Source organism: Saccharibacillus sp. WB 17 (genome assembly GCF_008634075.2).
GTDB classification, from domain to species: domain Bacteria; phylum Bacillota; class Bacilli; order Paenibacillales; family Paenibacillaceae; genus Saccharibacillus; species Saccharibacillus brassicae.
Window position 1 is genome coordinate 163,930 of record NZ_VPFK02000023.1, and the last position, 26,454, is coordinate 190,383.

Below are 26,454 nucleotides of genomic sequence, written 5' to 3' on the forward strand. Positions count from 1 at the left end.
TTATTCCTCTCCTCTAAAATTCATTCCACCTGGGAACGTATTCATCAGATTGCCAAATTTGTCCGTGAAAACAGTCAAAAATCTTGTAGGCGTGCCCCCATGATCAATTGCTAAATTCCCTACTGTTTTATCTAAAAAAACTTGTCTTACATAATTATTGGCTTTAGGTTGATATACCGCTGGTGTATTTACTACTTTTGGAGATTGAAGTAGTTGTGTGAGCTCTTCGTTAGACACAGTAAATTGTGATTTGTTATTTCTTGTAAAGTCTTTATGTCCCTTCAAAGCATAATTAAGTCCAGAAGAGGTTTCATCAGAGCTCCCATTGCGTAAATTTATTCGAGATTGAACCATTTGAGGAACAGCGTTTGGCTGGTTTACTGTATTTTGCTCACGAATCGTCGTTCTATTGTCTGTTCGTGTAGTAGATCTTGGTTTTGAAGATGAAGATCGGTTACCTGTTGATGGAGAAGAAGGAGTTATACGAGCGCCTCCACCGCCACCGCCGCCGCCTCCTCCACTACCAGCAGATCGATTATTATCATGTCCGCTTGGATCAATAAGAACAAGTGGATTATTAACCACATATACATAGGGATTTAAAGTGCTCGGCCGGTTCATGTACCCTTCGAACGTATCCTCCTGAATAAACCGCCCGATACTCGGGTCATACCAACGGCTTCTCAGATATTGCAGGCCCGTATCTTCGTCCCAAAACTCGCCCGAATACCCGAACGGATTCTCGACTTGGACGTTCGCGGTCAGCGGGTTACCCCAAATATCGTACGTATAGCTGTTCAGCGTGGTACCGTCGGCTTTGACGAGTCCGGTCACGTCGCCGTGGCCGTTATGCTGGTAGTAGGCTTTCTGGTTGCTCGCGTCTTCGCGGTAGATCAGCTGCGCGCCGCGCACGTAGCGGGCTTTGAACGTGACGCTGCCGTCTGCGGCTACGCTGCCTTCGGCGATAATGTTCGCACCGTCGTAGTAGTAGCGCGTCGTGGTGGCCTGGCCGTTTTTCGCGATGCTGCGTTCGGTCATCAGGCCGTCGCCGTTATACTTGTAGCTCACCGAAGTCTGGTTGCGTGTCACATTGCTTAGCTGTTCGGCCTGGTTGTACGTGTAATCGATGTTGTTTTTATGCGGCATCTGGATGCTGGATTGCAGCGTCAGGCGGTTGCCTTTGCCGTCGTACGTATACGTCTCTGCGCCTTCGGAGCTGGTGATGATGCGATCCAGTTCGTCGTACGTGAATGTACCGCTCGTCGTGCCGTCGCTGCGGCTGGTGATATCGAAGCGGGTTAAAACGTCCCGCTTCGATCGGCGATTATCTCCGTTATCGTAGCCGTACGTGAAGGCTTTGGTCAAGCCGCCGGCCGACTGCAGCAGATTTGTCAGGCGTCCGAATCCGTCGTTCGTGTACGTCGTCGTGATCTGTCCGTTGCCCAGCTTGGTCTGGTACAGCTGGGACGACTTGAGATAGTTCTCGTCCGATTGGGTCAGGCCGTCGCGGTACGTGTATTCGGCCTGCTTCGTGTTGTCCGTAAGCACTTGCGACAACTGGTTGTCGGCATTGTAGATATAAGTCGTCGTCATGCCGAACGGGTCGGTCATGGTGTAAAAAGCTCGCTCAACGCGAGAAACCGGAATCGCCAAGCCCGTAGGGATGTGCGATTCCGGTTTCCTAGCAGGCCGTTTTTGTAATACGTGTACGAGATCTGTTTGCCGTCCGGGTACACCATACGCTCCAGATTGTTGTCCAGCGTATAGAAATACTGGATCGTGCCGGTCTCGTCGGTCATCGACTTGCGCAGACCGTTCTTGTAGTACGTCGCTTGGCGCGGGAACCAAAATTCGCCATGCCCTAAAGGGTACGCGATTTGCGGTTCCTCAGTCAGGCGGTTCTGTTCGTCGTACTGATTGAAGACGCTGATGCCGCCGCGTGTCGTGCCGCCGGTGATGTTGCTGTTGTTGTCGTACGTGTAGCTTTCTTTGCCGAGCACGGAGTCCGTTTTGGACAAGCGGCGGCCCAGTTCGTCGTAGCCGTACGCGATCTTGGTGAGGTCCGGGAATACTTTTTCGGTCATCGAGCCAAGCTTGTTGTACGAATATTTGGTGTTCATCGACGTGCCGCCGGCACTCTGCGTCACGTTCTGCAGGCGATGTAGCCCGTCGTTTGTGAAGCCGGTCGTAGCGCCTTTACTATTGGTCGAACTAGTCGCGAACGGATCGCCGCCGACTTCGTACTGGTTGCTCGTCGTGATGATGTTGCCCTTATCGTCGGTACGCGTCGTACCCGTTGTACGACCCATGGCGTCGCTCTCGCCGGTCACTTTCGCGCCGTAGTCGGTCGTGGTCGTCGCCTGGTTCAGGACGTTGTTGTATCCGTAACCCGTTATGCGTCCTGCTGCCGAGATCGTTTCTTTGACCTCGCCGTTGGCATCATACGTGTAGCTCGTCTTATGGCCTTCGCCGTCGGTCGTGTAGTCCAGCTCGCCCAGATCATTGTAATGATTGGACTGCAGCGTATAGAATGCGACGTTGTTATTGTTGTCTTTGCGCTTCAGCTCGACCGAAGAGGGACGGCCGAGACCGTCGTAGATCTCTTTGCTTTCTTTGCCTTCTTCGTCCACCGTGTAGAATTGGCCGATCTGGCCGATGGTGCTGTACGAGAACGCAGTGGTCGACGTCGCGCGCGTGCCGTCTGCCGCGGCGGGACGGGTGACTTTGGTGATCCGGCCTACGTTGTCGTATTCGTACGCTTCGTCGGAACCGGCCGGAGCGCCTTTGGCTACCGCGTTGCCGTCGAAGCGCTTGAGTACGCGGCCGGTCGCTTAACACGGGAACCGCAAATCGCCATGCCCCGAGGGGTACGCGATTTGCGGTTCCGGGCAGATCGTATTCATAGCGTTCTTCGATGGTTTTCGGCGTGCCGTTTTCCGTTACTTTTTGCTTAATCGCAGTCGGATACGCGTTTTTGACGGCTGCGCCGTATTCGATATCCGTCTGCTGGGTTTTGTCATTTTCCAGCTGCTGCACGGTCTGCGTCAGGTTGCCGTAGGCATCATGCTGGTAGGTCATCTGCAGTAGGCTGGCTTGGCCGCTCTCGTCGGCGTAGTTCTGCACGGTCTGCGTAATATGCGGCAGCGCCGGATCGGCGGTGTGCGCAATATCGTCCGTGATGACGCCCGATACGGTATTACGCTCGCTCAGCGCAAGTCCCGGGTATGTCGCCGAATACGAATAGCTGCCGATATGGCCCAGCGGATTCGTGTAGGTCAGCACGTTGCCGTATTGATCGTACGTGTACGCATGGACTTTATTGCCGGTCTTCTCCGGCTTCTGCGTATAGTCCGTATCGGTCTCGGTGATCCGTACGGCCAACTGCTGATCCGGATCGTAGACGGTGTCGATCTGCTTTTTGTATTCGCCCGTTTTCTCGCGCGTTTCCTTAACCGCGAGATGATCGGCGTTCAGGACGGTCGTCTCGGTAATCTTCTCGGTGGACGGCACGTTCGAAGGAGCGTTCGGATTGCTGATCGTCGTGCNATTTTTCTTCTTGGTCGTGCTTTCGCGCAGTTCGTCGTAGCGTTTGGTTACCCGGTAGTAGCCGAGCGTCCCTTGGTCGCCCAGACGCTTGGATGTCTGCCCGTATTCGTAAGCCGTACTGGCTCCGGTCGGATAAGTCGTTTGAGTCAAAGCCATGTAGATGACTTTTTCCGCGGCCGCTCCGGCGTTGGTGACGGCATCGTAGTTCGTTTCCTGCTTGGAATAGCCGTAGCTTGTCGTTTCGCCGTTTTCGTTTACGACGGAAGACAGCGTCCGCTTTTTGTTAGTGCCGCTGATCAGCGTTTTGTTGTAAACGAGCGATTTGCCCGCATACGTCACGGTAACGGCATTGGCTTTATACGAAAAAACGATCTCGCGGTTCAGCGTGTCGATCACTTTGCTGATCAGCGGGTAGCCATTCTGGTCATTGACGGCGGCCTCCGCGTACTGTACCAGAATCACGTTGCCGTAAGCGTCTTTGGTACAGGAGCATATTTAATTAAAAAATAGAGTTGTCCCAAAATCCATTCCCATGGCTTGAGACAACCCTACTTAGCAAAAGCGCTTCGAACAAAATATTCAAATCATAAACTTGATTTCAAATAACATTGCTGCACTTCATTTTACAATCCGTCAATCGTAAATTTGTTTAGAAACTGCTTTTAAAGTTTGAAGACTTTTCGTAGTAAATTGAAAAACCCTCTTTTCCAAAGTAGCGAAAATAGAGTTTTTCAAGAAAAGGGTTTCAATTCAAGTATACAACCGACCTTTTGACTTTATGCTTTGCTCGATCTGAACCAAACGCTTCATATCCGTAAACTTGCTCTCATCGTATCCAGCTTCTTGTACATGTTTGATGAGAATATTAAAAACAGCTTTCCACTCGGCTATAAAAGCCTCTTTCTCTATTGTAACTGGGCCGCTTTCGTTCAACAAATGCTCTGTTTTATTACCGATTTCTCCCCATTCCGATTCAATTTTTAACATTGGCCCTCCCCACTTAAAAGTCCAAATATGAGGAAAAGTATTGGAAACCCAATAGTTCTTGATTTCTCCCGATTCCTTAGCCTTCATTTCTTCTATAATCATTAAAACATCATCAATCATAAAGCTAATATCATATTTGTAGTCCAATAAAAGTGGAATGTAATTCCACACTAAGACTACATATTCGTTCGAAGAAGAAAAGACAGCTTCTATAGCTTCTGACAGCGTATCGCCATCGTCGCTTAGACTTTTAAAATTTCGAGGAGCTCCTGCTTGAATAAAAAAGCTCAATTTCATCACCTCATAAAAAGATTAGGGTCTTGGATGTCCATGAAAGGTTCCGTTACCATTATTTCGAACCCACATTTGAGTAGCCTTTACCGTAGTGCCATCAGGCATATGAACAATTGATTTAGAGCCCGACGGCAAATCAAACATTTCACCTTGTCTTGGTTTTAAAGTAGCAGCCTTTTGTCCAGCAAACTCAAGGTCCTCCTTAGCCCACTGCCCTTGGGGTTTTGGTATCTCACCCTTCTTAGCTTCGTTAGGACCTTCTTTCCAATTAATTCCGTGTTTCCCCCTCTAAGATATTTTGCTTCTGGACGTAAACATTCTTCTCCACCTAGATTATGAACCCAAATCCCCAACCCGCTCACAAAATAAGTATGGAATCTTTCCACCGTCATATTGTAAACCGTCGTCTGACGCTGCTGGATTTCGATGGTTCCGACTTCTAAAGTCTTTGACAAAGACTCCGCCTTTGCCTACGACCCAGAACGGATGGTTATACGTCGATTCGATCACCTGATCGCCGACATGGATGCTGTAGATCTCGTCCGTCTCGTGGTTGAAGGTCGCCGTAACCTGCTTGTAGGTGACTTCGTCGGTGTTTTCGTCTTTGGACAAAACGTTGTCGCCGATCTGCACGTCTTCGATATTTTTCTCGCGTTGATCGGTCTTGACTTTGGTCTCTGCCGTGAAACAGTTGCAGGCTTTATTGACCGCTTTGGCTGCCTTCGCTGCGCCAGCGGCTTTATCTCCTGCCTGGGCCACTTCAACGAACAATTTGCCGCCCTTGATGACTTTACCTACCGGAAGCAGACTGGCTCCGGCAATGACTTTGTCGATGGTCGAAGACTGCGAGCTCGTCAGCGTCTTGATATCGTCGATGACGAGAACTCTATGGTTTCTGTCACAACGATTTTATACTGAGCAACCTCGTTTGGGTATGCGAAAAGCTGAAGCATAACGCTTCAGCTTTTTAAAATTTATAGAATAAAAAAAGACACATTCGCTTAGGTCAGCAATGTGTGTCTTTTGGATAAGCACTAGCCTTGTTCAAATCAAAGATTCGAAAAAATGGCCTGTAAATAAGTATTACTTTTACAACAAAAATTGATTTAAATTCGAAAGCTTACAGGGTCAATCCATGTTTAATCTTTTCAAGATTTCCTCTGTAATAATAACATGACTATTTAATTCTTGTTTAGCTTCTATTATAATTTTACAACAGTTTTCGCTTAGCTCTTTATGGGTGACCCAAAATTCATTTGAAACTTTAGATACTGCTCGTAACAGTTCTCCATTATATAATTCACCTGCAGTCGGGTCTTTCTGTAAAGCTTCCAATGCATACGGTAGTATATAACTCACATAAAGATTTTGTCTAACAAACCTACAAATATCTTCAACCGTTAATTCTGAAATGGCCTTTTTTCTTACATGAGTATACCAATTGGATAAACTATCCTCCTTCTTTTCTTCTGTCCATACGATGTTTTCCAAGAATTCAATATCCGAAATATTTTTAATCGTAATATTTCTCACTCCTCAAATTAATAAGGCTCATTATATTTTTTAAACAACATTTTTGTTGTTCTAGAGTAATAGAATAAATGAATAGAAACTTATAAATAGATTGTTATGGAAAACCAAAAACATATTCAATATTTATTCCTTTATAACGTACTTAATAAGTTGATTTTTATAATTATTAGATTTATCACTTTTAAGAATGATAAAATGCCCAGGGAAGCTTTCTTGATTTTTCAAACACAAAAATATATTCTGAGTATCTTTCTCCAATTCGGTTACTCCTACCTCATTATTAATCAAGTAAATGAATGATTCATTAATGACCAAAAATATTCCATTAATATAAATAATATGTATTAATTCTAATTCGAGTGGCTGCATAATTTTCAATAAATCCCCTTGAATTCCCTTCATATTTACATAGCAAAGTTCATTGGTCATTTTATCTATATAAAGTAATTCCTCTGGATTGCTTTCACAAATTATGTACCTAGAAACATCACTTGTTACCTCCTGAAATGTGGAATCGAGAAATAACATATCTATAGCATTTACATCCCTAATAAAAAAATTCTCAATATTTAAAATGTATTGTTTATTCCCTTGCTTAAAAAGCCATTCTTTTTCGTTAATCCAAATGGATGCATGAGACAATCCACTTTCACTCATACCTTCTAAAAAATTTATTTCTTTGAATAATTTTTTTTCAATATCTAAATATATAAAAAATTCATTGTCCGGACAATACAAAATCACTTCTTTAGTAAAAGGATGTTTAAAAACAGAATGGATTAAAAGCCCTTCTCGTATTTTAATATAATTTATAAAATGAAAATTATGATTATATATCATAACACCACTATAATTATCATTCACAAGAATCAAATCTTGAATACATTCTAAAATATATATGTCATTGTTTAGCACAATTATCTCTTTCATTTTTACGATTTCCATCGTCCACCTCCATAACTAATTAAATCAGAGCATGATTATATCATCATGCTCCGATAAATTATTAACGTGTATTAATTTTTTTCTGAAGATCTCTAGTATCTGGAAGTAGCTTTCCTGTGATTGGATCTGCTTCTCCCAAGTGCTTGCCTCTTTTGCAGACGACTACCATAACGTAAAAAAGAATGGGCAAAGAGAAGAGTTATCGCACAAAACCCACGCTTATACCAAATGATTAAGAGGCCAAATCGAACAGGCTTGTCGATGGAAACCGCATTTGGTAGGTTGGCTGGACAGCATCTGAAGTCAGCCATTCAAACGGTAACAGCAGAACATGCCACTGAACTCGAACAAGCTCTCTCTTTGATCAACAATTGCCTCGTAAATGTGTAGGCTAAAAGTCCACCTAAAAATCGTTTCAAGACTCACTGTTGCACTTCATTTTACAATATGTCAGCTTAAAATCCATTATAAAAAAACTGTCGACGTTATCGACAGTTTTTCACTAAATATTACGATGATCTTTTTTTAGATCCATATCAAGATATTCATCCCATTTAATTGAATTTACTTCTTCATCAGTAGGTTCTCTAAATTCACCATAAGTGAATCTTGTTTCATTTTTGCGATTTTTAAAATCCAGAGGGTTTGTCCATTCCGTTTCACATTCATCACAATAAATGAAATATTTTTGAGTCGAAACCTCCTGAACAATAATAGCCCAACCTTGTGAGCAAACATAACAATTTCCTACAGGTTGTTTTTGTCTTAGATTCATTACATCCTCCCTTTAACGAACAGGATAACCGGTAAGCAATTTATTAGTACCTTCCATAACAACTATCTCCATGGTATTAAGTGTTTGTCCATTATCTAACCTTCCTCCGCCTCTTCCTGCATTGGGATAAGGAACTCGATAAATATCTGCTCCTGCTCTATGACCAGAAGGTTGGAGATTGTTTTGTTGCACTTTATTCCACGCCTGATTCAAAGTACTTACAGGATTCTGAGAAAATACACCATGCGTATCTCTATTCATATTAGGTTTGGTATGAGTCTCAGTATGTTCCCAACGAGTTTGTCCTTTTTTGTTTGTTATTGACCAATCAAGAATAGAACAACTATCATTATGAACCCAAATCCCCAACCCGCTCACAAAATACGTATGGAATCCTTCCACCGTCATATTTTAAACCGTCGTCTGACGCTGCTGAACTTCGATGCTTCCGACCTCTAAAGTCTTGCCATCGCTTTGCTCCAACAGATCGCCCGGCTTCAGGTCTTTAACAAACACCCAGCCTTTGCCTATGACCCAGAACGGATGGTTGTACGTCGATTCGATCACCTGATCGCCGACATGGATGCTGTAGATCTCGTCCGTTTCATGGTTGAAGGTCGCCGTAACCTGCTTGTAGGTGACCTCGTCGGTGTTTTCGTCTTTGGACAAGACTTTGTCGCCAATTTTTACGTCTTCGATGTTTTTCTCGCCTTGATCGGTCTTGACTTTGGTCTCTGCCGTGAAGCAGTTGCAGGCTTTGTTGGCTGCTTTCACTGCGCCAGCGGCTTTGTCTCCTGCCTGAGCCACTTCAACGAACAATTTGCCGCCCTTGATGACTTTGCCTGCTGGAATCAAACTGGCTGCCGCGATTACCTTGTCGATCGTCGAAGACTGCGAGCTCGTCAGCGTCTTGATATCGTCAATGACGAGGAAATCAGCGGTTTCTTTTACGCCGGTCTTGACGGCGCTCCATGTGTTCTGCAGCCATTGAGGCGCATAGCCGTTAGGGTCTACGAACTTCAGCGGGTTATTCTCCACCATCGGTCGAAGCAGAATGCCCCAATCCGCTTCGACATACGTATACGGATTCAAGCTGCTTGGCCGATTCACATAGCCTTCAAACGTATCCTCCTGAATAAACCGTCCGATGCTTGGATCATACCAACGGCTTCTCAGATATTGCAGGCCCGTATCTTCGTCCCAGAACTCGCCGGAATACCCGAACGGATTCTCGACTTGGACGTCCGCGGTCAGCGGATTGCCCCAGATATCATACGTGTAGCTGTTCAGCGCGGTACCGTCGGCTTTGACTAATCCCGTCACGTCACCGTGGCCGTTGTGCTGGTAGTACGCTTTCTGGTTGTCGAAGCGGATTAAAGCGTTCCGCTTCGACCGACGGCTCGCGTCTTCGCGGTAGATCAGCTGCGCGCCGCGCACCTAGCGGGCTTTGAACGTCACGCTGCCGTCTGCGGCTACGGTACCTTCGGCAATGATATTTGCGCCGTCGTAGTAGTAGCGCGTCGTATCGATCTTCCCGTCCTTAGTCAGGCTGCGCTCGGTCATCAGGCCGTCTGTACGTCGTCGTCAAACCGAACGGATCGGTCATGCTGCTCGTCAGTCCGTTTTTATAATATATGTACGAAATCTGTTTGCCGTCCGGATACACCATGCGTTCCAGATTGTTGTCCAGCGTGTAGAAGTACTGCGTCATGCCCGTCTCGTCGGTCAAGGCTTTGCACTTCATTTTACAATTCGTTACAAGAAAAACCTTGAAAGGCATAAAACCCTTCAAGGCAAGAGAACTATATTTTTTTTGAATAGATTCTTTAAGATCTTTAATTTGTAAGTCTGAGTATAGATTTTTAGAAGTTTTTTAGATATTCTTCTTGTTGTTTAGCTATCTTAAAAAAGAAGCAAAACAAATGTGCAATCTTTTGTTGAATATCTACGCTTAAATTCCCTTGAGAATTTTCTTCGATCAGGTCTTTTATAACATAAAAAGGTTCACTACCTATATCCAATCCTTCTTCTGCTTCTTCAGCAGAATTCAAAAGCAATTCTATCACGTTTAATTTATTATCGAGATACATAATATAGTAGTGTCCAATTACTGCTTCACTAAAATTAATTTTTTTGCATTTATGTTTCTCTTCGATCAACATATCGCTTAAACATTCATTGAGATCATTGAATGTTCTAGCCAAAGATACTTCAATAATCCAATTATGAAATTCATCTTTTTCCAAAATTTTTTCATCTGCCCATTCTTGCCACTTTTCTTTATCGTAGTACCCACTGCTTGAAGCAGCTAGAAGAAAATGTGCAACTGCAACGATAACAAATCACCTCGGAGTTTTAGGATGTAATCCTGGAGTTCCTGGTCCGTGTTGGTTAGGATTCTTATAAGGATTAGCATGATAATGTGGATTAGTATGTGAAGGCACATCTGGTCTTCCATGATCCGTATAATCATTATTTCCAATTTTTCTTCCAAATTCATCGTAAATAGTTTCTCTTTTATATAACTCTCCCGTTTTTGTATTGATTTTTTGATCTAGTATACTCCGATTTCCTGGCGTGGTATAAAGTCTTTGTCTTGTATTCGGTTCTCCTTTGTAGGGATCATTATAAGTTTGTTCCCAATATCTTTGATATCGAGCTGCTTCTGAGCATTCATCATTATGAACCCAAATCCCCAACCCGCTCACAAAATACGTATGGAATCCTTCCACCGTCATATTGTAAACCGTCGTCTGACGCTGCTGGACTTCGATGGTTCCGACTTCTAAAGTCTTGCCGTCGCTTTGTTCCACCAGATCGCCGGGCTTCAGGTCTATGACAAACACCCAGCCTTTGCCTACGACCCAGAACGGATGGTTGTACGTCGATTCGATTACCTGATCGCCGACATGGATGCTGTAGATCTCGTCCGTTTCATGGTTGAAGGTCGCCGTAACCTGCTTGTAGGTGACTTCGTCGGTGTTTTCGTCTTTGGACAAGACTTTGTCGCAAAGACAATGAAGGCGAGTTCCTTCGTTGTCTTCTCTTCATTTATTCCACCTCAAAAGGAGTAATAAATAAGAAGCTCCCCTCTAAATCTTCGCATTTCTTAGCCAATTCTTTGATTTTTTTTAAATGCTCTAAAGATTGAATATCTTGTACTTGATTAAGCAGCAACTCCAATTCTCGCATTAAATCAGGTATCCTCGCACTTATGACCAGCAAGTACTCACAATTAGACAACTCACTGAGAAAAGGGAAATTTTCGTCGTCCATATCCTGAATTAAATACTTTTCGTCTCCATCGACCGAAGGTATTTCTTCAATTACTTCGTAGTCCTTGGTTTGCAAAAGAGTCGTAAACATTCTATTCTCCTCCTCTATAATTCAACCCACCCGGAAATGTATTCATCTTAATGACTTAAACATGCTCGCTGTCTTGTCGTAACGAATAGCCCAACTGTCGGTAACTTTTCATAGATGTTTGTTTGTATTTGATTCTGCTATTAGTGTCTCACATCGTTCTAAAAGTTCTTCTAATCCTGAACGTACTGACCTTTTCTCTTCTTCCTTCAGCCAATCTATTGCAAACGCCTTGATTTCTTCAACATTTTCCTGATCCGCTATCTCAAACAATTTACCACTCACCGAACATCTCGAAGTATAGGTCTTCTCATAACGTCCTTTGAATAATTTATTCAAGTATTCTTTTTCCCCTAACTCATACATCACCCGATAATATTGATAACGAACATAATTCGATCTTTCGTTTTCTAAGCCTTTTTCTAAAATAGATAGTATTTCAGTTTTTCTCATTTGTAAGGCGGCGGCTACATCATAAAAAGAAAGAACAGCATAGGCACGTACAACCATCGAACGATCTTTTTGAGTCATTCTTTTAATTTTCTTCAATACTTGCAGCGAAAAACTTTTTTGCCCTAATACATCAACCGCTTCAGCACGTACAAGCCAGTACTTATCATGAGCGAGTTTTAAAAGTATTTTTTCAGCTTGTTCATTGAAGCAGTCTCCTAAAGCAGTAGCTGTCTCCGCACGAACCAGACCAAAAGGATCACTTGCGTATAATTCTAATCTTTCAAAATCAGGAACCTTCCCTGCTTCGACCTCAAATAAATAGTCTAGTTTTTTATTCAATTCCAATTCGAATTCAGTTTCTTCCATAATTATTCCCCCTATTGAATACAGTAGATTCAAAAAACCCTCTTTTCCAAAAAATCGAAAAGAGGGTTTCTCAAGAAAAGATTTTCAATTTAAGTGTCCCGCTCCTAATCATAAAACCTTCCACATCGCTATAAAAGCCTCTTTCTCTATTATAGCCGAGCTGCTTTTGTTCAACAAATGCGCTGTTTTATTACTTTACTCTTCTCTTTTTTTAAGATTCATTTACCGTGATTCCAAGCCCATTTTCTCTCCATCTCTTGCGATTCTACAAGCTCTTTCATCAACAGCGCAACCGGAAAAGAATCTTCAAGATTCTCCAGGTTTTCATCAAGCGTTTCTATCCAATATCTGATTCCTTCTTTATGAATAAAGAAATCTTCAATCAACAACTTGCGTAGCGGTTCCAAATCTCCAGGGTCTACTTCGTACTTCCACAGTAGATCGTTGTAAGACTCCGCAATGATTATCATTAGAGTGAATTTTTCTTCGATATTCAAATTCGATTCCGTGTAAGCTTTCAAAAACTCGTCCAATCGGGATGCATCAGCGACGATAAATTCCCAGTCTTGTCCCAGATCAGCAAACTCTTCAGGGAACCCGATTTTTTCTTCCAACCCTGTCTCCGCTTCTGCGGTTACCCACTTCGGGCTTTTGCTGTTCTGCTCTTCTGAAGCATAGATCTTTGCAATTCGTGCATAGAAATTCAGATATGATTCTTGAACTGGATCTCTATCTGAGTCCCTCTCTTCCTCTTGTATCGAAACAGGCACTTTGTCTAAGCATGCTCTAATAAGTTTGAATAAATGAAAAGCTAAAGCTTTTGGGAGGAACTCTGATTTTTCATGTGCAAGATGGATACTGTCCAAAAGGTTCCGCCATTCGTCAATATGAGCTTGATTCTTCTGTACATCCTCTGTCCAACCTTCAATCTGCTCTATCCATTGTCTGGTTTGATCATCTGGAGCTTCTTTGGTTTCCAAAGTGCTCAGCACCGTACATTGAAAAGTAGCTGACAGCTCTCGAATTCTCACTACTTTTTCAAAAGAAGAAAAACTCAAATCCGCTTCGTAAAAATAGGGAAAACCATAATATAGCGTATTGAGTATTTCTTTCGAGGCATAAGTTGACAGTATGAAAAGTTCTTGAAGCAAGTTTTCTGCCAGCTTTAAATCGGAGGTTCTTACAGGTTCTGAAAAACGCAGCGCTACATCAATTTTAAATAAAGTGATTTCCAACTGCCTCTTCATACGTTCCATTCGGTAATCAATATCCATTATTCAACTCTCCTTTAAGTAATTAAAAGATATGAAAAAATAGGATTGTAAAATAAAGTGTAACATTTCGAACTGAATACAAAGAGACTCTTATACAGAAAAGAACCGGCTCCCGCCGGCTCTCTCCTAATTCTCTTGATTTTAGCAGGTAGTTCTAAGTGGATACAGTAACTATAGAAAGTCAAAATTCTCTTCAATACTTAAGCCTGGTTTGCAATAAAATTGTTAAATAATTATAAAAAAATTAAAAATTTAATCTACTCTTAAAAACCGTTATTCAGGCATTAATGGCAGACTATAATCGTACTTGTTAGTACGATAATCACTATGGTATGGATAAGCTGTTCGCACACTACCATCTGCTCTCACAGCAATTTTCGCACGATCTGCTTTTAGATTTGTATTATTCCCAAAAAAAGTTCTAGAAGGATTATTTGCAGGCAGCGCAACATCATAAACTCCATAACCCCGTTGTGCAATTGGAGCAATAAAAGCTGCAGCTGCTTTATTGTTCCACCATCGTCCTTGCTGAGTTAATTTTGATCTTGCTCTATTATAAAGAGCACTTTCCGTTCGCGCTTGACCATGATCCGACCAAGTATGCCCCCAAGTCGGTCTACTTGCAGGATTATCCCACTTTAAGAAGGGTGGTGGTGTCGGTGGTGTCGGAGGCGTTGGACCTTTGCCTACTCCTATGCTTGGCTCGAACTCATGACCGCTCGGATCCACATATTTCAGCGGATTATTCTCCACATACGTATACGGATTCAAACTGCTCGGCCGGTTCACGTACCCTTCAAACGTATCCTCCTGAATAAACCGCCCGATGCTCGGGTCATACCAACGGCTTCTCAGGTATTGCAGGCCCGTATCTTCGTCCCAGAACTCGCCCGAATACCCGAACGGATTCTCGACTTGGACGTCCGCGGTAAGCGGGTTGCCCCAGATGTCGTAGGTGTAGCTGTTCAGCGCGGTCCCGTCAGCTTTGACCAGTCCGGTTACGTCGCCATGACCATTGTGCTGGTAGTACGCTTTCTGGTTATTCGCGTCTTCGCGATAGATCAGCTGCGCGCCGCGCACGTAGCGGGCTTTGAATGTGACGCTGCCGTCTGCGGCTACGGTGCCTTCGGCAATGATATTCGCGCCGTCGTAGTAGTAGCGGGTCGTGGTGGCCTGGCCGTTTTTCGTGATGCTGCGCTCGGTCATCAGACCGTCGCCGTTGTACTTGTAGCTCATCGAAGTCTGATTGCGCTGCAGTTGGCTCAGTTGCCTTCGGACACCGCATTGCCGTCGAAGTGCTTGAGTACGCGGCCGGTCGCTTAACGCAGGAACAGCAAATCGCTATGTCACATGCTGCTTAACGAGAGAACCCCCATTCGCTGTTCCCAGAGGGATTCGCAATTGGGGGCTCCTTAGTCCATAGGTACATGTAAGAGATTGTCGTATGCCTAACTTTTCTTATTCTCTTTTTTCTTTTTCTCGCAAAACTTTTCCCAATTTTCATACAGCTGTTTTACATTCTCTGGTTTAGAAGAATGGAGAGGATATTGTGGAGGCATATATCTTACAAATCCAGATATTTCTTCCGGGTAATCAAAATCGGCATAAATGATTTCAACCATTTCAAGTGGATCTCCGTACTTCTCACGATTTTCGAAAATCCAATTTAGCAATAAAAATAAAAATTTTTCTTTTAAGTTCTCTTCATCTTTGGGTGAACTTAAATTTGCAAGCTTTATCAAGTATTCATATACAGAATTTTCATCCTTTTCCCAAGCTAAATCTAGAAGTAGTTGTGAAGGATTTGCTTCTGTCTCGATTTGGCTCTCGGCATATCGCAATACAGACTCCTTTTCAACAAATCCATTTTCAACTGCGAATAAAAGGACGTGCCAATCCAAATCGATGTAATCAATAATATAGGAATAAGGGAGTTTAATGTTTAAAGTATTCAAATTCGGTTCACCCCATTATTTTTTAACTTGTTGGTTTATTTTTCCGGTTATCTCTCCCCCGTTGATAAATAATTGGTGAGAAACAGTGCCTCCTGGCTGTAGTAGATACTCATATATACCGCTTTTTCCATTCATTTCACCATTAACTTGAAGTAGCGTTCGTTTAACCCCATCTCCTCCTGTAGAATTAAAAGTTTTACCCTTAGACAACTGTGCTTCTGTTAAAAAGCTAGCTGCACGATGGTTTTTATCAGATTTGTTCAGAGCAGACCCTACACGATCAGCAGAAGCTATTGCATTCGCTGCTGCTACAGGAGTTATACATTCATCATTATGAACCCAAATCCCCAACCCGCTCACAAAATACGTATGGAATCCTTCCACCGTCATATTGTAAACCGTCGTCTGACGCTGCTGGACTTCGATGGTTCCGACTTCTAAAGTCTGCCCATCGCTTTGCTCCAACAGATCGCCGGGCTTCAGGTCTTTGACAAACACCCAGCCTTTACCTACGACCCAGAACGGATGGTTATACGTCGATTCGATTACCTGATCGCCGACATGGATGCTGTAGATCTCGTCCGTTTTGTGGTTAAAGGTCGCCGTGACCTGCTTGTAGGTGACTTCGTCGGTGTTTTCGTCTTTGGACAACACCTTGTCGCCGATCTGGACGTCTTCGATATTTTTCTCGCCTTGATCGGTCTTGACTTTGGTCTCTGCCGTGAAGCAGTTGCAGGCTTTATTGACCGCTTTAACTGCCTTCGCTGCGCCAGCGGCTTTATCTCCTGCCTGGGCCACTTCAACGAACAATTTGCCGCCCTTGATGACTTTACCTACCGGAAGCAGACTGGCTCCGGCAATGACTTTGTCGATCGTCGAAGACTGCGAGCTCGTCAGCGTCTTGATATCGTCAATGACGAGGAAATCAGCGGTTTCTTTCACGCCGGTCTTGACGGCGCTCCACGTGTTTTCTAACCATTGAGGCGCATAACCGTTAGGGTCTACATATTTCAGCGGATTATTCTCCACATACGTATACGGATTCAAACTGCTCGGCCGGTTCACATACCCTTCAAACGTATCTTCCTGAATAAACCGCCCGATGCTCGGGTCGTACCAACGGCTTCTCAGGTATTGCAGGCCCGTATCTTCATCCCAGAACTCGCCCGAATAGCCGAACGGATTCTCGACTTGGACGTCCGCAGTCAGTGGATTGCCCCAGATATCGTACGTATAGCTGTTCAGCGTGGTGCCGTCAGCTTTGACCAGTCCGGTCACGTCGCCGTGGCCGTTGTGCTGGTAGTAGGCTTTCTGGTTGCTCGCATCTTCGCGGTAGATCAGCTGCGCGCCGCGCACGTAGCGGGCTTTGAACGTGACGCTGCCGTCTGCGGCTACGGTGCCTTCGGCGATGATGTTCGCGCCGTCGTAGTAGTAGCGGGTCGTGGTCGCCTGGCCGTTTTTCGTGATGCTGCGCTCGGTCATCAGGCCGTCGCCGTTGTACTTGTAGCTTACCGAAGTCTGGTTGCGCGTAATTCCGCTCAGCTGTTCGGCCTGGTTGTACGTGTAATCGATGTTATCCCGGTGCGGCATCTGGATACTGGATTGCAGCGTCAGGCGGTTGCCTTTGCCGTCGTACGTGTACGTCTCCGTGCCTTCGGAGCTGGTGATGATGCGATCCAGTTCGTCGTACGTGAACGTACCGCTTGTCGTGCCGTCGCTGCGGCTGGTGATGTTATCGCCATTATCGTAGCCGTACGTGAACGCTTTGGTCAAGCCGCCAGCCGACTGCAGCAGCTTCGTCAGGCGTCCGAATCCGTCGTTCGTGTACGTCGTCGTGATCTGTCCGTTGCCCAGCTTGGTCTGGTACAGCTGGGACGACTTGAGATAGTTCTCGTCGGATTGGGTCAGGCCGTCGCGGTACGTGTATTCGGCCTGCTTCGTGTTGTCCGTAAGAACTTGCGACAACTGGTTGTCGGCATTGTAGATGTACGTTGTCGTCATGCCGAACGGGTCGGTCATGGTGTTCGGCAGACCGTTTTTGTAATACGTGTACGAGATCTGCTTGCCGTCCGGGTAGGTCATCCGTTCCAGACGGTTATCCAGCGTATAGAAATACTGGGTCGTGCCGGTCTCGTCGGTCATCGACTTGCGCAGACCGTTCTTGTAGTACGTGAACGAGCCGTTCTTGTCGCCGCTGCTCCACGAAGTCAGGCGATTCTGCTCGTCGTACTGATTGACGACGCTGATGCCGCCGCGCGTCGTGCCGCCGGTGATGTTGCTGTTGTTGTCGTACGTGTAGCTTTCTTTGCCGAGCACGGAGTCCGTTTTGGACAACCGGCGGCCCAGTTCGTCATAGCCGTATGCGATCTTGGTGAGATCCGGGAACACTTTTTCGGTCATTGCACCGAGCTTGTTGTACGAATATTTCGTGTTCATCGACGTGCCGCCGGCACTCTGCGTCACGTTCTGCAGGCGGTGCAGCCCGTCGTTCGTGAAGCCGGTCGTGGCACCTTTGCCGTCGGTGGAACTCATGGCGAACGGATCGCCGCCGACTTCGTACTGGTTGGTCGACTTGATGATGTTGCCTTTATCATCCGTACGCGTCGTGCCGGTCGAGCGGCCTGCCGCGTCGGTCTCTTCGGTCACTTTCGCGCCGTAGTCGGTCGTGGTCGTCGCCTGGTTCAGGACGTTGTTATAGCCATAGCCCGTGACGCGTCCTGCTGCCGAGATCGTTTCTTTGACCTCGCCGTTGGCGTCGTACGTGTAGCTCGTCTTATGGCCTTCGCCGTCGGTCGTGTAATCCAGCTCGCCCAGATCGTTGTAGTGGTTGGACTGAAGCGTGTAGAATGCGACGTTGTTATTGTTGTCTTTGCGCTTCAGTTCAACCGCGGAAGGGCGGCCGAGACCGTCGTAGATCTCTTTGCTTTCTTTGCCTTCTTCGTCCACCGTGTAGAATTGGCCGATCTGGCCGATGGTGCTGTACGAGAACGCAGTGGTCGACGTCGCGCGAGTGCCGTCTGCCGCGGCGGGACGGGTTACTTTTTTGATTCGGCCCACGTTGTCGTATTCGTACGCTTCGTCGGAACCGGCCGGAGCGCCTTTGGCTACCGCGTTACCGTCGAAGTGCTTGACTACGCGGCCCGTAGCCAGATCGTATTCGTAACGTTCTTCGATGGTTTTCGGCGTGCCGTTTTCCGTTACTTTTTGCTTGATGGCAGTCGGATACGCGTTTTTGACGGCTGCGCCGTATTCGATATCTGTCTGCTGGGTTTTGTCATTTTCCAACTGCTGCACCGTCTGCGTCAGGTTGCCGTAGGCATCGTGCTGATACGTCATCTGCAGCAGGCTGGCCTGGCCGCTCTCGTCGGCGTAGTTCTGCACGGTCTGCGTAATATGCGGCAGCGCCGGATCGGCGGTGTGCGAGATATCGTCGGTGATGACGCCGGATACGGTATTGCGCTCGCTCAGCGCAAGTCCCGGGTACGTCGCCGAATACGAATAGCTGCCGATATGGCCCAGCGGATTGGTGTAGGTCAGTACGTTGCCGTATTGATCGTACGTGTACGCATGGACTTTATTGCCGGTCTTCTCCGGCTTCTGCGTGTAGTCCGTATCGGTCTCGGTGATCCGCACGGCCAACTGCTGATCCGGATCGTAGACGGTGTCGATCTGCTTCTTGTATTCGCCCGTTTTCTCGCGCGTTTCCTTAACCGCGAGATGATCGGCGTTCAGGACGGTCGTCTCGGTAATCTTCTCGGTGGACGGCACGTTCGAAGGAGCGTTCGGATTGCTGATCGTCGTGCNGTTCTTTTTCTTCGTGCCGCTCTCGTTCAAGGCATCATATCGCTTGTTCACCCGGTAGTAATCGAGCGTACCGGCTTCGCCGAAGCGCTTGGTCGTTTTGTCGTATTCGTACATCGTGCTGGCGCCGGTCGGGTAAGTGACGGCGTTCAGCCCGGAGTAGATCGTCGAAGCGGCGTTCGCTCCGCCCGGTCCGTCGGCGTCGAAGCCGGCATTCTGCTTGGCGTAGCCGTACGAAGTCGTCTCGCCGTTCTCGTTGACCGCGGAAGTGAGGTTGCGCTTTTTGTTCGTGTCGCTGATCAGTCTTTTGTTAAAAACGAGCGATTTGCCTGCATACCCGACCGTCACGGAATCGGATTTGTAGGAGAACTTGATCTCGCGGTTCAGCGTGTCGATAACCCGGCTGATCATCGGGTAGGCGTTCTGGTCGTTAACGGCTATCTTGGCGTATTCGACCAGAATCACGTTGCCGTAAGCGTCCTTCGTGCCGATCCAGCGGCCTTCCGCATTGAACAGCGACTGCGTGCCGAGCGTGTCGGTCAGCGAGTACGCGGCCGTGGCGGTTACCGTTTTGCCGGCGGCGTCCTGCGTGGAGATCACGGTCGTCGCAGGCGCGAACTTCACGTCCTGCAGCGGATAATCGACCAGTCCCTGACCGTCCGCGGCGATCTGATACACCGTTCCGTCGGCAAAGTGCAGATAGCGCTGGTCGCCCCGCAGTTCGACGGACGGGAAAGCCCAGGTCCAGCCGACGCCGAGATTCGACGTGCGTTCGTTGTATGTATAGTATTCGTTGTCGTTCGTGTACACCGTCTGGCCGGAAGCGTTCGTCGTCTGCGCGATCTTCGGCTCCCAGATGTAGGCGGTATTGCTCTCGTACAGCCGTCCCAGCGTAAAGTCCAGCCCGCCGCGGCCCGGCAGGCTAAAGTCGGTCTCCATGCGGGTCAGCGAGCCGCTGGCATCGGAGATGTTTTCGCCTTCGGCAGCGCCGCTGTAAGGCGTGTTCGCCGCGATCTCGTACATGGACTGCGGGGCGAACCCGTTATTGAAAGCGACGTTCGACAGCGCCGATACGGCGGCACGGGACGCGGCAGGAGCGGCCGGAGCCGCCTGCGCGCGATTGGGAGCGGCGATCGGCGGCAGCAGCAGGGCTGCGACGAGCGCGGCGTTAAGGACTTTGAAAAATGGTTTTTTCACGAACGATTTCCCCTCGATTCTCTAGTTTGGTGTACTCAGAAGCCCTGAACGTATTCTCTTTTGATCAGGTTGCCGTTGGTGTCGTACGTGAAGTTGATCCGTTCGCCGGACGAGAACAGGATGTATTGGAGTCGGCTCTGGTCGTCGTAGAAATACTGGAACTGCATCGGCGTGCCGGCCGCGCTGAGCGTGCTGACCGCGTCGCCTCCGTGGCGGATATGCAGCTGCGGCGCTTCCGCAAACGATGTCGGCTCGCCGGCGCTGTCGATCTGCACGCCGTAGTTCGGCTGCTCGTCGGTCAACCAACGCGTAATCAGGTCGGGATCGAGGTCGATGCGCGGCTGTCCGGATTCGTCGGTGCGAAGCTTGCCGTAGCTGGCTCCGTCGGCGCGCAGCGCCGTTCTCGGCTGCTCGTCGGAAGTCAGCGTCGCTTCGTTCCACGGTTCCACGGCGCGCAGCACGCGCAGCGTGTCGGGATTGCCGGCTTCGCCGCCTGTGGCGCTCGTCAGGTACGCTTCGCGAACGGCCGCGTCTTCCGGCAGGCCGGACAGGTCGAACTGGAGATACGTGCGGCGATCCAACGGCTTAGGCGCGGAGCGGGCGAACGTTCTCATCTCGGCGGAAGCTTCGGCAGACTCCGACGGTTCGGCAGTGACGGTCGCCGTCTGCGCGGTCGTCTGCAGCATGATGCCGGTATGCAGTTCTACCGGGTACGCGAGATCGCGGTGATCCGCTTCCACGTCGAGATAGCGGACTCCGCTGTCTTCGTGCAGCGTCTGCCGCGCTTCGCGGCGCTGTCCGTTCGCGTCGGTCAACCAGGCCGGCGATACGGCCAGGCTGCCGCTCGTCAGATCGGCGCCGAGCGGGCCCTGCACTTCGAAACGGAACGTCGCAGGCGCGTCGGCGGAAGCCAGGTTCAGCGTCTGTTCAACGCCGGAAGCGGCAAGCGCCAGGTTCGCGTCGGTAGAGTTCCAGACGTTGGCGTAGCTCAGTTGGCCGGAAGCGGATTGGGATACGTCCGCCTGCGCATCCTGCGCGCCGACCGGAACAAGGCCGACGGTGCTGCCGTTTGCGCCGAGCGAAAAGCCTTGTGCGTAAGCGTTATGTAGGCTCGGCGTGTAAGGCACGGTCGCCGAGGTGTAACCGGCTTCGGCAGACGGAGCGGCGGGAGCGGACGACGGTTCGGCTGCCGGAGCCTGCGGTTCTTCGGCGGCGGGAGCCGGCTTGTCTTCGGCAGGCTGCGGAGCGGCTGGCGTCTCGGCGGCCGGTTCGTCAGCGGACGGCGCGGGCTGCGCAGGCGTTTCCTTCGCCGGCTCGGCGGACGGTGCTTCGGCAGCCGGTTCCGCGAGCGAAGCGGAAGACAGCGAGCGGAGTGCAGACGCTTCCGGCTTGGCTGCATCGGATTCAGCTTCAGGCGCAGTTTCCGGCGCTGCGGCTGGGCTGTCGGCCTGCGGCGTCGTTTCGGTCGGCGTCGATTCGATTTCCGTCGATTCGGCCGGCTGCGAGTCGGCGGCGGCCGGAACGTCGGCGGTCGGCGCGCTTTCTTTTTCCGGCAAAACCTCTTCCAACGTCAGCGACAGGCGGATGTCCTGATAATCGCCGTTGTCGTCCCGGTAATGCAGCGGAGCGGCGGACAATACCGTCTCCCGGCTGTTGTCGCTCATGAGATACTCTTTGCTGTACAGCGTACGGTCGGCCGTTTCTTCGCTGACCACTTCGGCCGGCGTTTCGATAAAAGCGGCTGCCGCTTTGTCGTTCTTGATCTGCGTCTCGTCCGGCGCCTTGGCCGGTTCGGGATCGGCCAGAGCGGAATGAGGCACGACCTGCGCTCCAAGCGAGGAGACGAGCAGGGTGGACAGAAGCCATTTTTGTTTTGCGCGCATGTGCGATGTTCCTCCAATTCCGATAAACGGTTGATTGCCCGGGATACCCGAGCGACGTACTGACCTTTACGACTAGTGACCCAAGACTAAACTACTTCAAATTTGAAACTAAAGACCCGGCTTTAAACTGTTTATTGTGCCAAGCAAGAGATAAATAAACAATTTGTTACAGGACTAAACAGAATAATATCCTTTTATTTTTATATAAAACTTATTATTTCCATTTCATTTTGGTAAGGGAGTGACCAAAAGTCCCGATATTATTGAACGTAAAAGACCGAGTTAGCATAATTTTTGCAAAAGATTACGCCAAATTTTTACAGTGGAAAAAGAGTGGGAAGTGCGTGGCATTTTGCGGTTTGCGCAGCGGACTCGGTTTGTAGGGGCATAGGGCTGGCTCGGTATTTGTACGAGAGGATGGAGGGATCGAGGCCGGCGGCGGGTGGGAAATTGAAGATTGGAAATGGAAAATTGGAGATTAACGGCGTGAGTACACTTATTTCGGCTAAAAAAGGGGACAGGATGGCAAATAGCTGCGCAGATGCAGTTATTTTGCGGAGAACAGCGGGTTTTGGTGAAGGTATGGGAAAATAACTGCTCTCTCGCAGTTATTGCGTATTAGACGGGCGAATATGGGGAAATAACGGTCGTCACGCAGTTATTTCGTCTTAGACGGACAAATACAGGGAAATAAAAGTCGTTACGCAGCTGTTCGGGAAGATACGGGCGAAACAGCGAAGTTTGCGTGCCGATTTTTTCCGAATTCCGACTTCTTAGGCAAAGGGAACGCATCGGATTTCCATGCAAAAAAAGCCCTCTACGCAAGCAGCGAAACGCTGCTGACGTAGAGGGCTTGATCGGTATTATTGCGCCGCGGCATCCGTGCGGATATCATAGCTTTGCCCGTCGACGGTCACTCCGTCGACCGGAGAACCGAGCGGACTCGCGATCCGGTACACGGCCGTGTACGGATAGTCCGCCGGGTCCGCCGCTTCGTAGGCGGACCCGCTTCCCGCTTCGGCCTCTTCGCCGGCCGAAGCGTCCGTGCCCGAACCGGCGGCATCCGCGCCGGTTCCCGGTTCGGCGCCGGAGTCCGGGTCTCCGGCAGAATCGGTTCCGGACTCCGTACCGGAACCTTCACCGGCGGCGCCCGCCGCTTCGTCCGTGCCCGCCGTCGTACCGGCGTCTCCGGCCGTGCCGGAACTTCCGGCGTTTGCACCGCCGGCCGCATCACCGGCGGTCCCGGCGCTCTCGTCGCCGCCGCCGCTTGTCCCGGCGGCAGCCCCATCGGCGCCGTCTGCACCGGCCGTACCGTCCGTGCCGTCTGCACCGCCCGCCCCATCCGTCCCGTCCGCCGGTTCACCCGCCGCTGGGTCTTCCGTCCCGGTCGCTCCTTCGATCGGATCGGGATCGGGACCCTGCTCCAGCTTCGGAGCCGCGACCGGAACGCTCTCGTTGTTCCGCAGTTTCAGCGTAAATCCGGGCGGAGCCGCCGCAAAAGCATCCCGTTCTTCCGCCGTCCGGAAGCGGAATTCGACCGACTGCCCGTCGGACGGCGCAAAGACCAGCATCGCCGGTCCGCCGTTATCGCCCGCGTCCGGCGTGTCCGTGCCGGTCTCGACCGGCGGCACCGCCGCCGTTTGTTCCGGCGTCTGGGCGGCTTGTTCCGATCCGCCCAATACGCCGGTCGCGTACAGCACGCCGACGGTTCCGCCGCCGACGATCAGCAGGGCGAGCACGCCCATGAGCATGAGCGCGAGGCCGCGGTTTTTGCGCATCCAGCGCACGAGCGGCGAAGCCTGCTGTGCCTGGATTTTGCGGTAGACGGCCGCGAGCGGCGTCGGCGCATTGTCGAAATAATCGCGCCGGTTGTTCTTGTCCTTGAACGCTTCGCGGTCATGCGCGGTAAAATAATGCACGATCGCGGCTTCATACGCAGGATTCAGCTTGCGCCCTTCGGCGTACGGCTCCTGCGAAGCCGACCACTTGAAGAAGCGGTACACCGCTTCGCGGCCGCCGGACGCGGACGAATTGATCCGCACCGCATCGACCAGGCGGCGGTAATCGACGTCTTCCCCGCCTCCGCTCAGGCTGCGCGAGAACGCCGGCATGAGGCGGCCGTAGCGGCCGGCCGCGATCTCGGCGGGCAGCAGGCGCCGGCCGAGCTTCTGCACTTCGTCGGTCTCCCGCATGCTGAGCCCGTCCAGCAGGCCGGCATCCGGGCGCTCCAGCGTGAACCACAGGTAAGCGGCGCGCAGCGCGGCATACCGGTCGGTTCCGCGCGGACCGCGCACTTTCCGGGTGCGTTCTTCTTCGCTTTCCCCTTCGAACAGGAAGCCGAGTCCGGTCACCTGCTGCAGCGTGACTTTTTCCCATTCCCATTCGTCGAGCAGATGTTGGATCGCTTCTTCGGCCAGCGCGATACAGAGCGGATGCTTCATCAGCTCTTCGCCCGTGCCGTCCATCAGGTTGGCGGTAGGATTGCCGTCGCCGCGCAGCGTCTCGATCACGCCGCCGACGGCGGAGACCGGCTCGCCCGAGCGCCGCAGCTTGCTGCCGAGCACCCGCAGCGACGAATCGCAGAAATGCTCGTTGTTCAGCAGGCCCGGATGGTCGTCGGACCATTTCTGCACGATCCGCACGACCATCGCCGCATCGGCCGCCGCTTCCAGCTTGCGGTCCAGATACGGCTCGAACAGCATCGCCGCCAGCTGGCGGTTGCCGATCAGCGTCGAGAAAAACGTGTCCGCAAGTTCCGGATCGCTCTCGATCACGCCGTAATACGCCATGCCGCCGTCTTTGCGCTTCTGGCGCGTCACCATCGGCATCAGCGTCAGCAGATACCGCAGCACGAGCGCGCCCGCGCCTTTGCCGCCGACCCGGAAATACGCCACGATATCGCGCACCAGTTCCGGTTCGGGGATGCGCCCGGCCATCAGGTCGTCCAGCTCGCGGTCGAGCCGGCTGCCCAGCAGGTCGAACATCCGCGCGTGCAGGCGCGATTCGCCGGGGCGGCGAACCCAGCCGAGCAGCAGGTTCAGAATGCCCCGCCGATCCTGCTCGTACGGCGTCTCATCGCCTTCCTCGATCCGGAACAGCCGGGACAATTCCAGATACCGTTCGGGATTCAGCGCATCCGGCGTGCTGCCGAGCGCTTCGTCCGCGAACGAGTAGAACCTCTCCAGCCGCTGCGGATCGCGCAGGCCGTCATGCAGAAATTCCGCCAGTTCCTGCAAGCTTCCGCCTTCGGCCGCGTTGACGATACGCCCGCGCGAAAAGTCGAACAGGAAGTCTTTCTCGATATTCCGGTCGCCCGGACGCATCGAGCCTTGTTCCACGAACGTCAGATGGACGCCTTTGCGGCTGTGCGGCTCGCGCGAATACGTCACGAAGCCGAGCGCCCGGCGGAATTCCGGCGGCAGCGCGGCGTACAGCACTTCGAGCAGCCGCAGCGCGCGGGCGCTCAGTTCGGAGACCGGCGCGTTCAGCGTCACGTACGTTTTGCGCCGTCCGCCGACCGATTCCATCACGGCGAGCAGCAGGCGCTTGAACGACGACGGATCGAGGCCGATCTCGCCCAGCTTGTCCGGTCCGGTCTTCGGCTGCGGCCGGTCGGCCCGCATCGGCAGGGCGTCAAGTTCCGCCAGCTCCGCGCCGCGCTGTCCTTCTTCGGCCGGTTCTTCGGCGGCGGACACGTAATCGGCGTACAGAAAATTCATGTAGTCCGACGCCAGCGCGTCCGCCCGTTCCGACGGAATGACATAGTTATGGGTGAAAAAAGTGCTGCGCAGTCCTGTAAAATCCGCGGATTTGTACAGGCTGCGTCCCAGCACGACATCGCCGTTCTCAAGCTGCACCAGATGCACGGAATCCGGGTAGGCGGACTCTTCCTTGACGCCGGAAGCGTTCAGTTCGGCCGGCGCGTCGTAGGCGCAGAGCGGGTGCAGCGTTTTTTTGACGAACGAATCATCCAGGCCTTCCGTCCGCGCGATCGTGTCGTAGCCTTCCGTATCCCGGAAAATGCCGCTCCGCGCGCGCGTATAGAGCTGCTGGCCGATTTTTTTGGAGGAGAATGGGCTCAA

The 26,454-nt window shown here is 50.2% G+C and carries 22 protein-coding genes; all 22 read right to left on the reverse strand.

All coding sequences use genetic code 11. From position 1 onward, the window contains the following. The 22 genes from FTE24_RS12220 to FTE24_RS12315 all read right to left on the reverse strand — a co-directional run bounded on the left by FTE24_RS12220 (nt 1) and on the right by FTE24_RS12315 (nt 26,454). The gene (locus tag FTE24_RS12220) at nt 1–1,611 is read right to left on the reverse strand and encodes an RHS repeat-associated core domain-containing protein (RefSeq protein ID WP_150234478.1); all 1,611 of its coding nucleotides are present in this window, start codon (nt 1,609–1,611) and stop codon (nt 1–3) included. Beyond that, entirely contained in the window at nt 1,608–2,630 is a 1,023-nt protein-coding gene (locus FTE24_RS12225) for an RHS repeat protein (protein WP_160441743.1), read from the reverse strand. The genes FTE24_RS12220 and FTE24_RS12225 overlap by 4 nt, the downstream gene beginning before the upstream one ends. Nucleotides 2,631–4,296: 1,666 nt before the next feature. Next, entirely contained in the window at nt 4,297–4,824 is a 528-nt protein-coding gene (locus FTE24_RS12235) for a hypothetical protein (RefSeq protein WP_150235713.1), read from the reverse strand. A 164-nt stretch (nt 4,825–4,988) separates the two neighbouring features. Next, nucleotides 4,989–5,255 (reverse strand): hypothetical protein, encoded by a 267-nt coding sequence (locus tag FTE24_RS23490; RefSeq protein WP_337190049.1) that lies wholly within the window; start codon nt 5,253–5,255, stop codon nt 4,989–4,991. Beyond that, nucleotides 5,161–5,586, reverse strand: a complete 426-nt coding sequence (locus FTE24_RS23575; protein ID WP_337190050.1) for a polymorphic toxin-type HINT domain-containing protein — start codon at nt 5,584–5,586, stop codon at nt 5,161–5,163. The genes FTE24_RS23490 and FTE24_RS23575 overlap by 95 nt, the downstream gene beginning before the upstream one ends. Before the next feature lie 369 nt (nt 5,587–5,955). Further along, nucleotides 5,956–6,318, reverse strand: a complete 363-nt coding sequence (locus tag FTE24_RS12245; RefSeq protein ID WP_150235711.1) for a contact-dependent growth inhibition system immunity protein — start codon at nt 6,316–6,318, stop codon at nt 5,956–5,958. Between the two features lie 165 nt (nt 6,319–6,483). Then, complete coding sequence (locus tag FTE24_RS12250; protein ID WP_150235709.1) at nt 6,484–7,305, reverse strand: hypothetical protein; 822 nt, start codon at nt 7,303–7,305, stop codon at nt 6,484–6,486. A gap of 502 nt (nt 7,306–7,807) precedes the next feature. Further along, a complete protein-coding gene (locus FTE24_RS12255) occupies nt 7,808–8,080 on the reverse strand; it encodes a hypothetical protein (protein WP_150235707.1) in 273 nt (90 codons plus the stop codon). Between the two features lie 12 nt (nt 8,081–8,092). Continuing rightward, nucleotides 8,093–8,488, reverse strand: coding sequence for a hypothetical protein (locus FTE24_RS23270; protein ID WP_237401737.1), 396 nt, complete (start codon nt 8,486–8,488; stop codon nt 8,093–8,095). Nucleotides 8,489–8,491: 3 nt separating this feature from the next. Beyond that, nucleotides 8,492–9,517, reverse strand: a complete 1,026-nt coding sequence (locus tag FTE24_RS23275) for a polymorphic toxin-type HINT domain-containing protein (protein ID WP_337190046.1) — start codon at nt 9,515–9,517, stop codon at nt 8,492–8,494. After that, nucleotides 9,518–9,643 (reverse strand): hypothetical protein, encoded by a 126-nt coding sequence (locus FTE24_RS23500; RefSeq protein WP_272915074.1) that lies wholly within the window; start codon nt 9,641–9,643, stop codon nt 9,518–9,520. It abuts the gene before it with no gap. After that, a complete protein-coding gene (locus tag FTE24_RS12265) occupies nt 9,621–9,824 on the reverse strand; it encodes a hypothetical protein (protein WP_150235705.1) in 204 nt (67 codons plus the stop codon). Before FTE24_RS12265 ends, FTE24_RS23500 begins: the two co-directional genes overlap by 23 nt. Before the next feature lie 118 nt (nt 9,825–9,942). Beyond that, on the reverse strand, nt 9,943–10,326 hold the full coding sequence (locus FTE24_RS12270) for a hypothetical protein (RefSeq protein ID WP_150235703.1): 384 nt from the start codon (nt 10,324–10,326) through the stop codon (nt 9,943–9,945). A gap of 96 nt (nt 10,327–10,422) precedes the next feature. Next, nucleotides 10,423–11,079 (reverse strand): polymorphic toxin-type HINT domain-containing protein, encoded by a 657-nt coding sequence (locus tag FTE24_RS12275; protein ID WP_150235701.1) that lies wholly within the window; start codon nt 11,077–11,079, stop codon nt 10,423–10,425. A 52-nt stretch (nt 11,080–11,131) separates the two neighbouring features. Then, a complete protein-coding gene (locus tag FTE24_RS12280; RefSeq protein WP_150235699.1) occupies nt 11,132–11,446 on the reverse strand; it encodes a hypothetical protein in 315 nt (104 codons plus the stop codon). Nucleotides 11,447–11,554: 108 nt separating this feature from the next. Continuing rightward, entirely contained in the window at nt 11,555–12,262 is a 708-nt protein-coding gene (locus tag FTE24_RS12285) for a HEAT repeat domain-containing protein (RefSeq protein ID WP_150235697.1), read from the reverse strand. A gap of 218 nt (nt 12,263–12,480) precedes the next feature. Continuing rightward, nucleotides 12,481–13,536 carry a hypothetical protein gene (locus FTE24_RS12290; protein ID WP_150235695.1) on the reverse strand — a complete coding sequence of 352 codons (1,056 nt, stop codon included), beginning with the start codon at nt 13,534–13,536 and terminating at the stop codon, nt 12,481–12,483. Nucleotides 13,537–13,809: 273 nt separating this feature from the next. Next, complete coding sequence (locus tag FTE24_RS12295) at nt 13,810–14,772, reverse strand: RHS repeat-associated core domain-containing protein (protein WP_150235694.1); 963 nt, start codon at nt 14,770–14,772, stop codon at nt 13,810–13,812. Nucleotides 14,773–14,984: 212 nt separating this feature from the next. Beyond that, nucleotides 14,985–15,491: a DUF2247 family protein gene (locus FTE24_RS12300; protein WP_150235692.1), complete on the reverse strand. Its 507-nt coding sequence runs from the start codon at nt 15,489–15,491 to the stop codon at nt 14,985–14,987. A 15-nt stretch (nt 15,492–15,506) separates the two neighbouring features. After that, nucleotides 15,507–20,315, reverse strand: a complete 4,809-nt coding sequence (locus FTE24_RS12305) for a polymorphic toxin-type HINT domain-containing protein (protein WP_442978169.1) — start codon at nt 20,313–20,315, stop codon at nt 15,507–15,509. A 209-nt stretch (nt 20,316–20,524) separates the two neighbouring features. Further along, nucleotides 20,525–22,372 (reverse strand): DNRLRE domain-containing protein, encoded by a 1,848-nt coding sequence (locus tag FTE24_RS12310; protein WP_150233590.1) that lies wholly within the window; start codon nt 22,370–22,372, stop codon nt 20,525–20,527. Between the two features lie 863 nt (nt 22,373–23,235). Continuing rightward, complete coding sequence (locus FTE24_RS12315; protein WP_150233592.1) at nt 23,236–26,454, reverse strand: GAP1-N2 domain-containing protein; 3,219 nt, start codon at nt 26,452–26,454, stop codon at nt 23,236–23,238.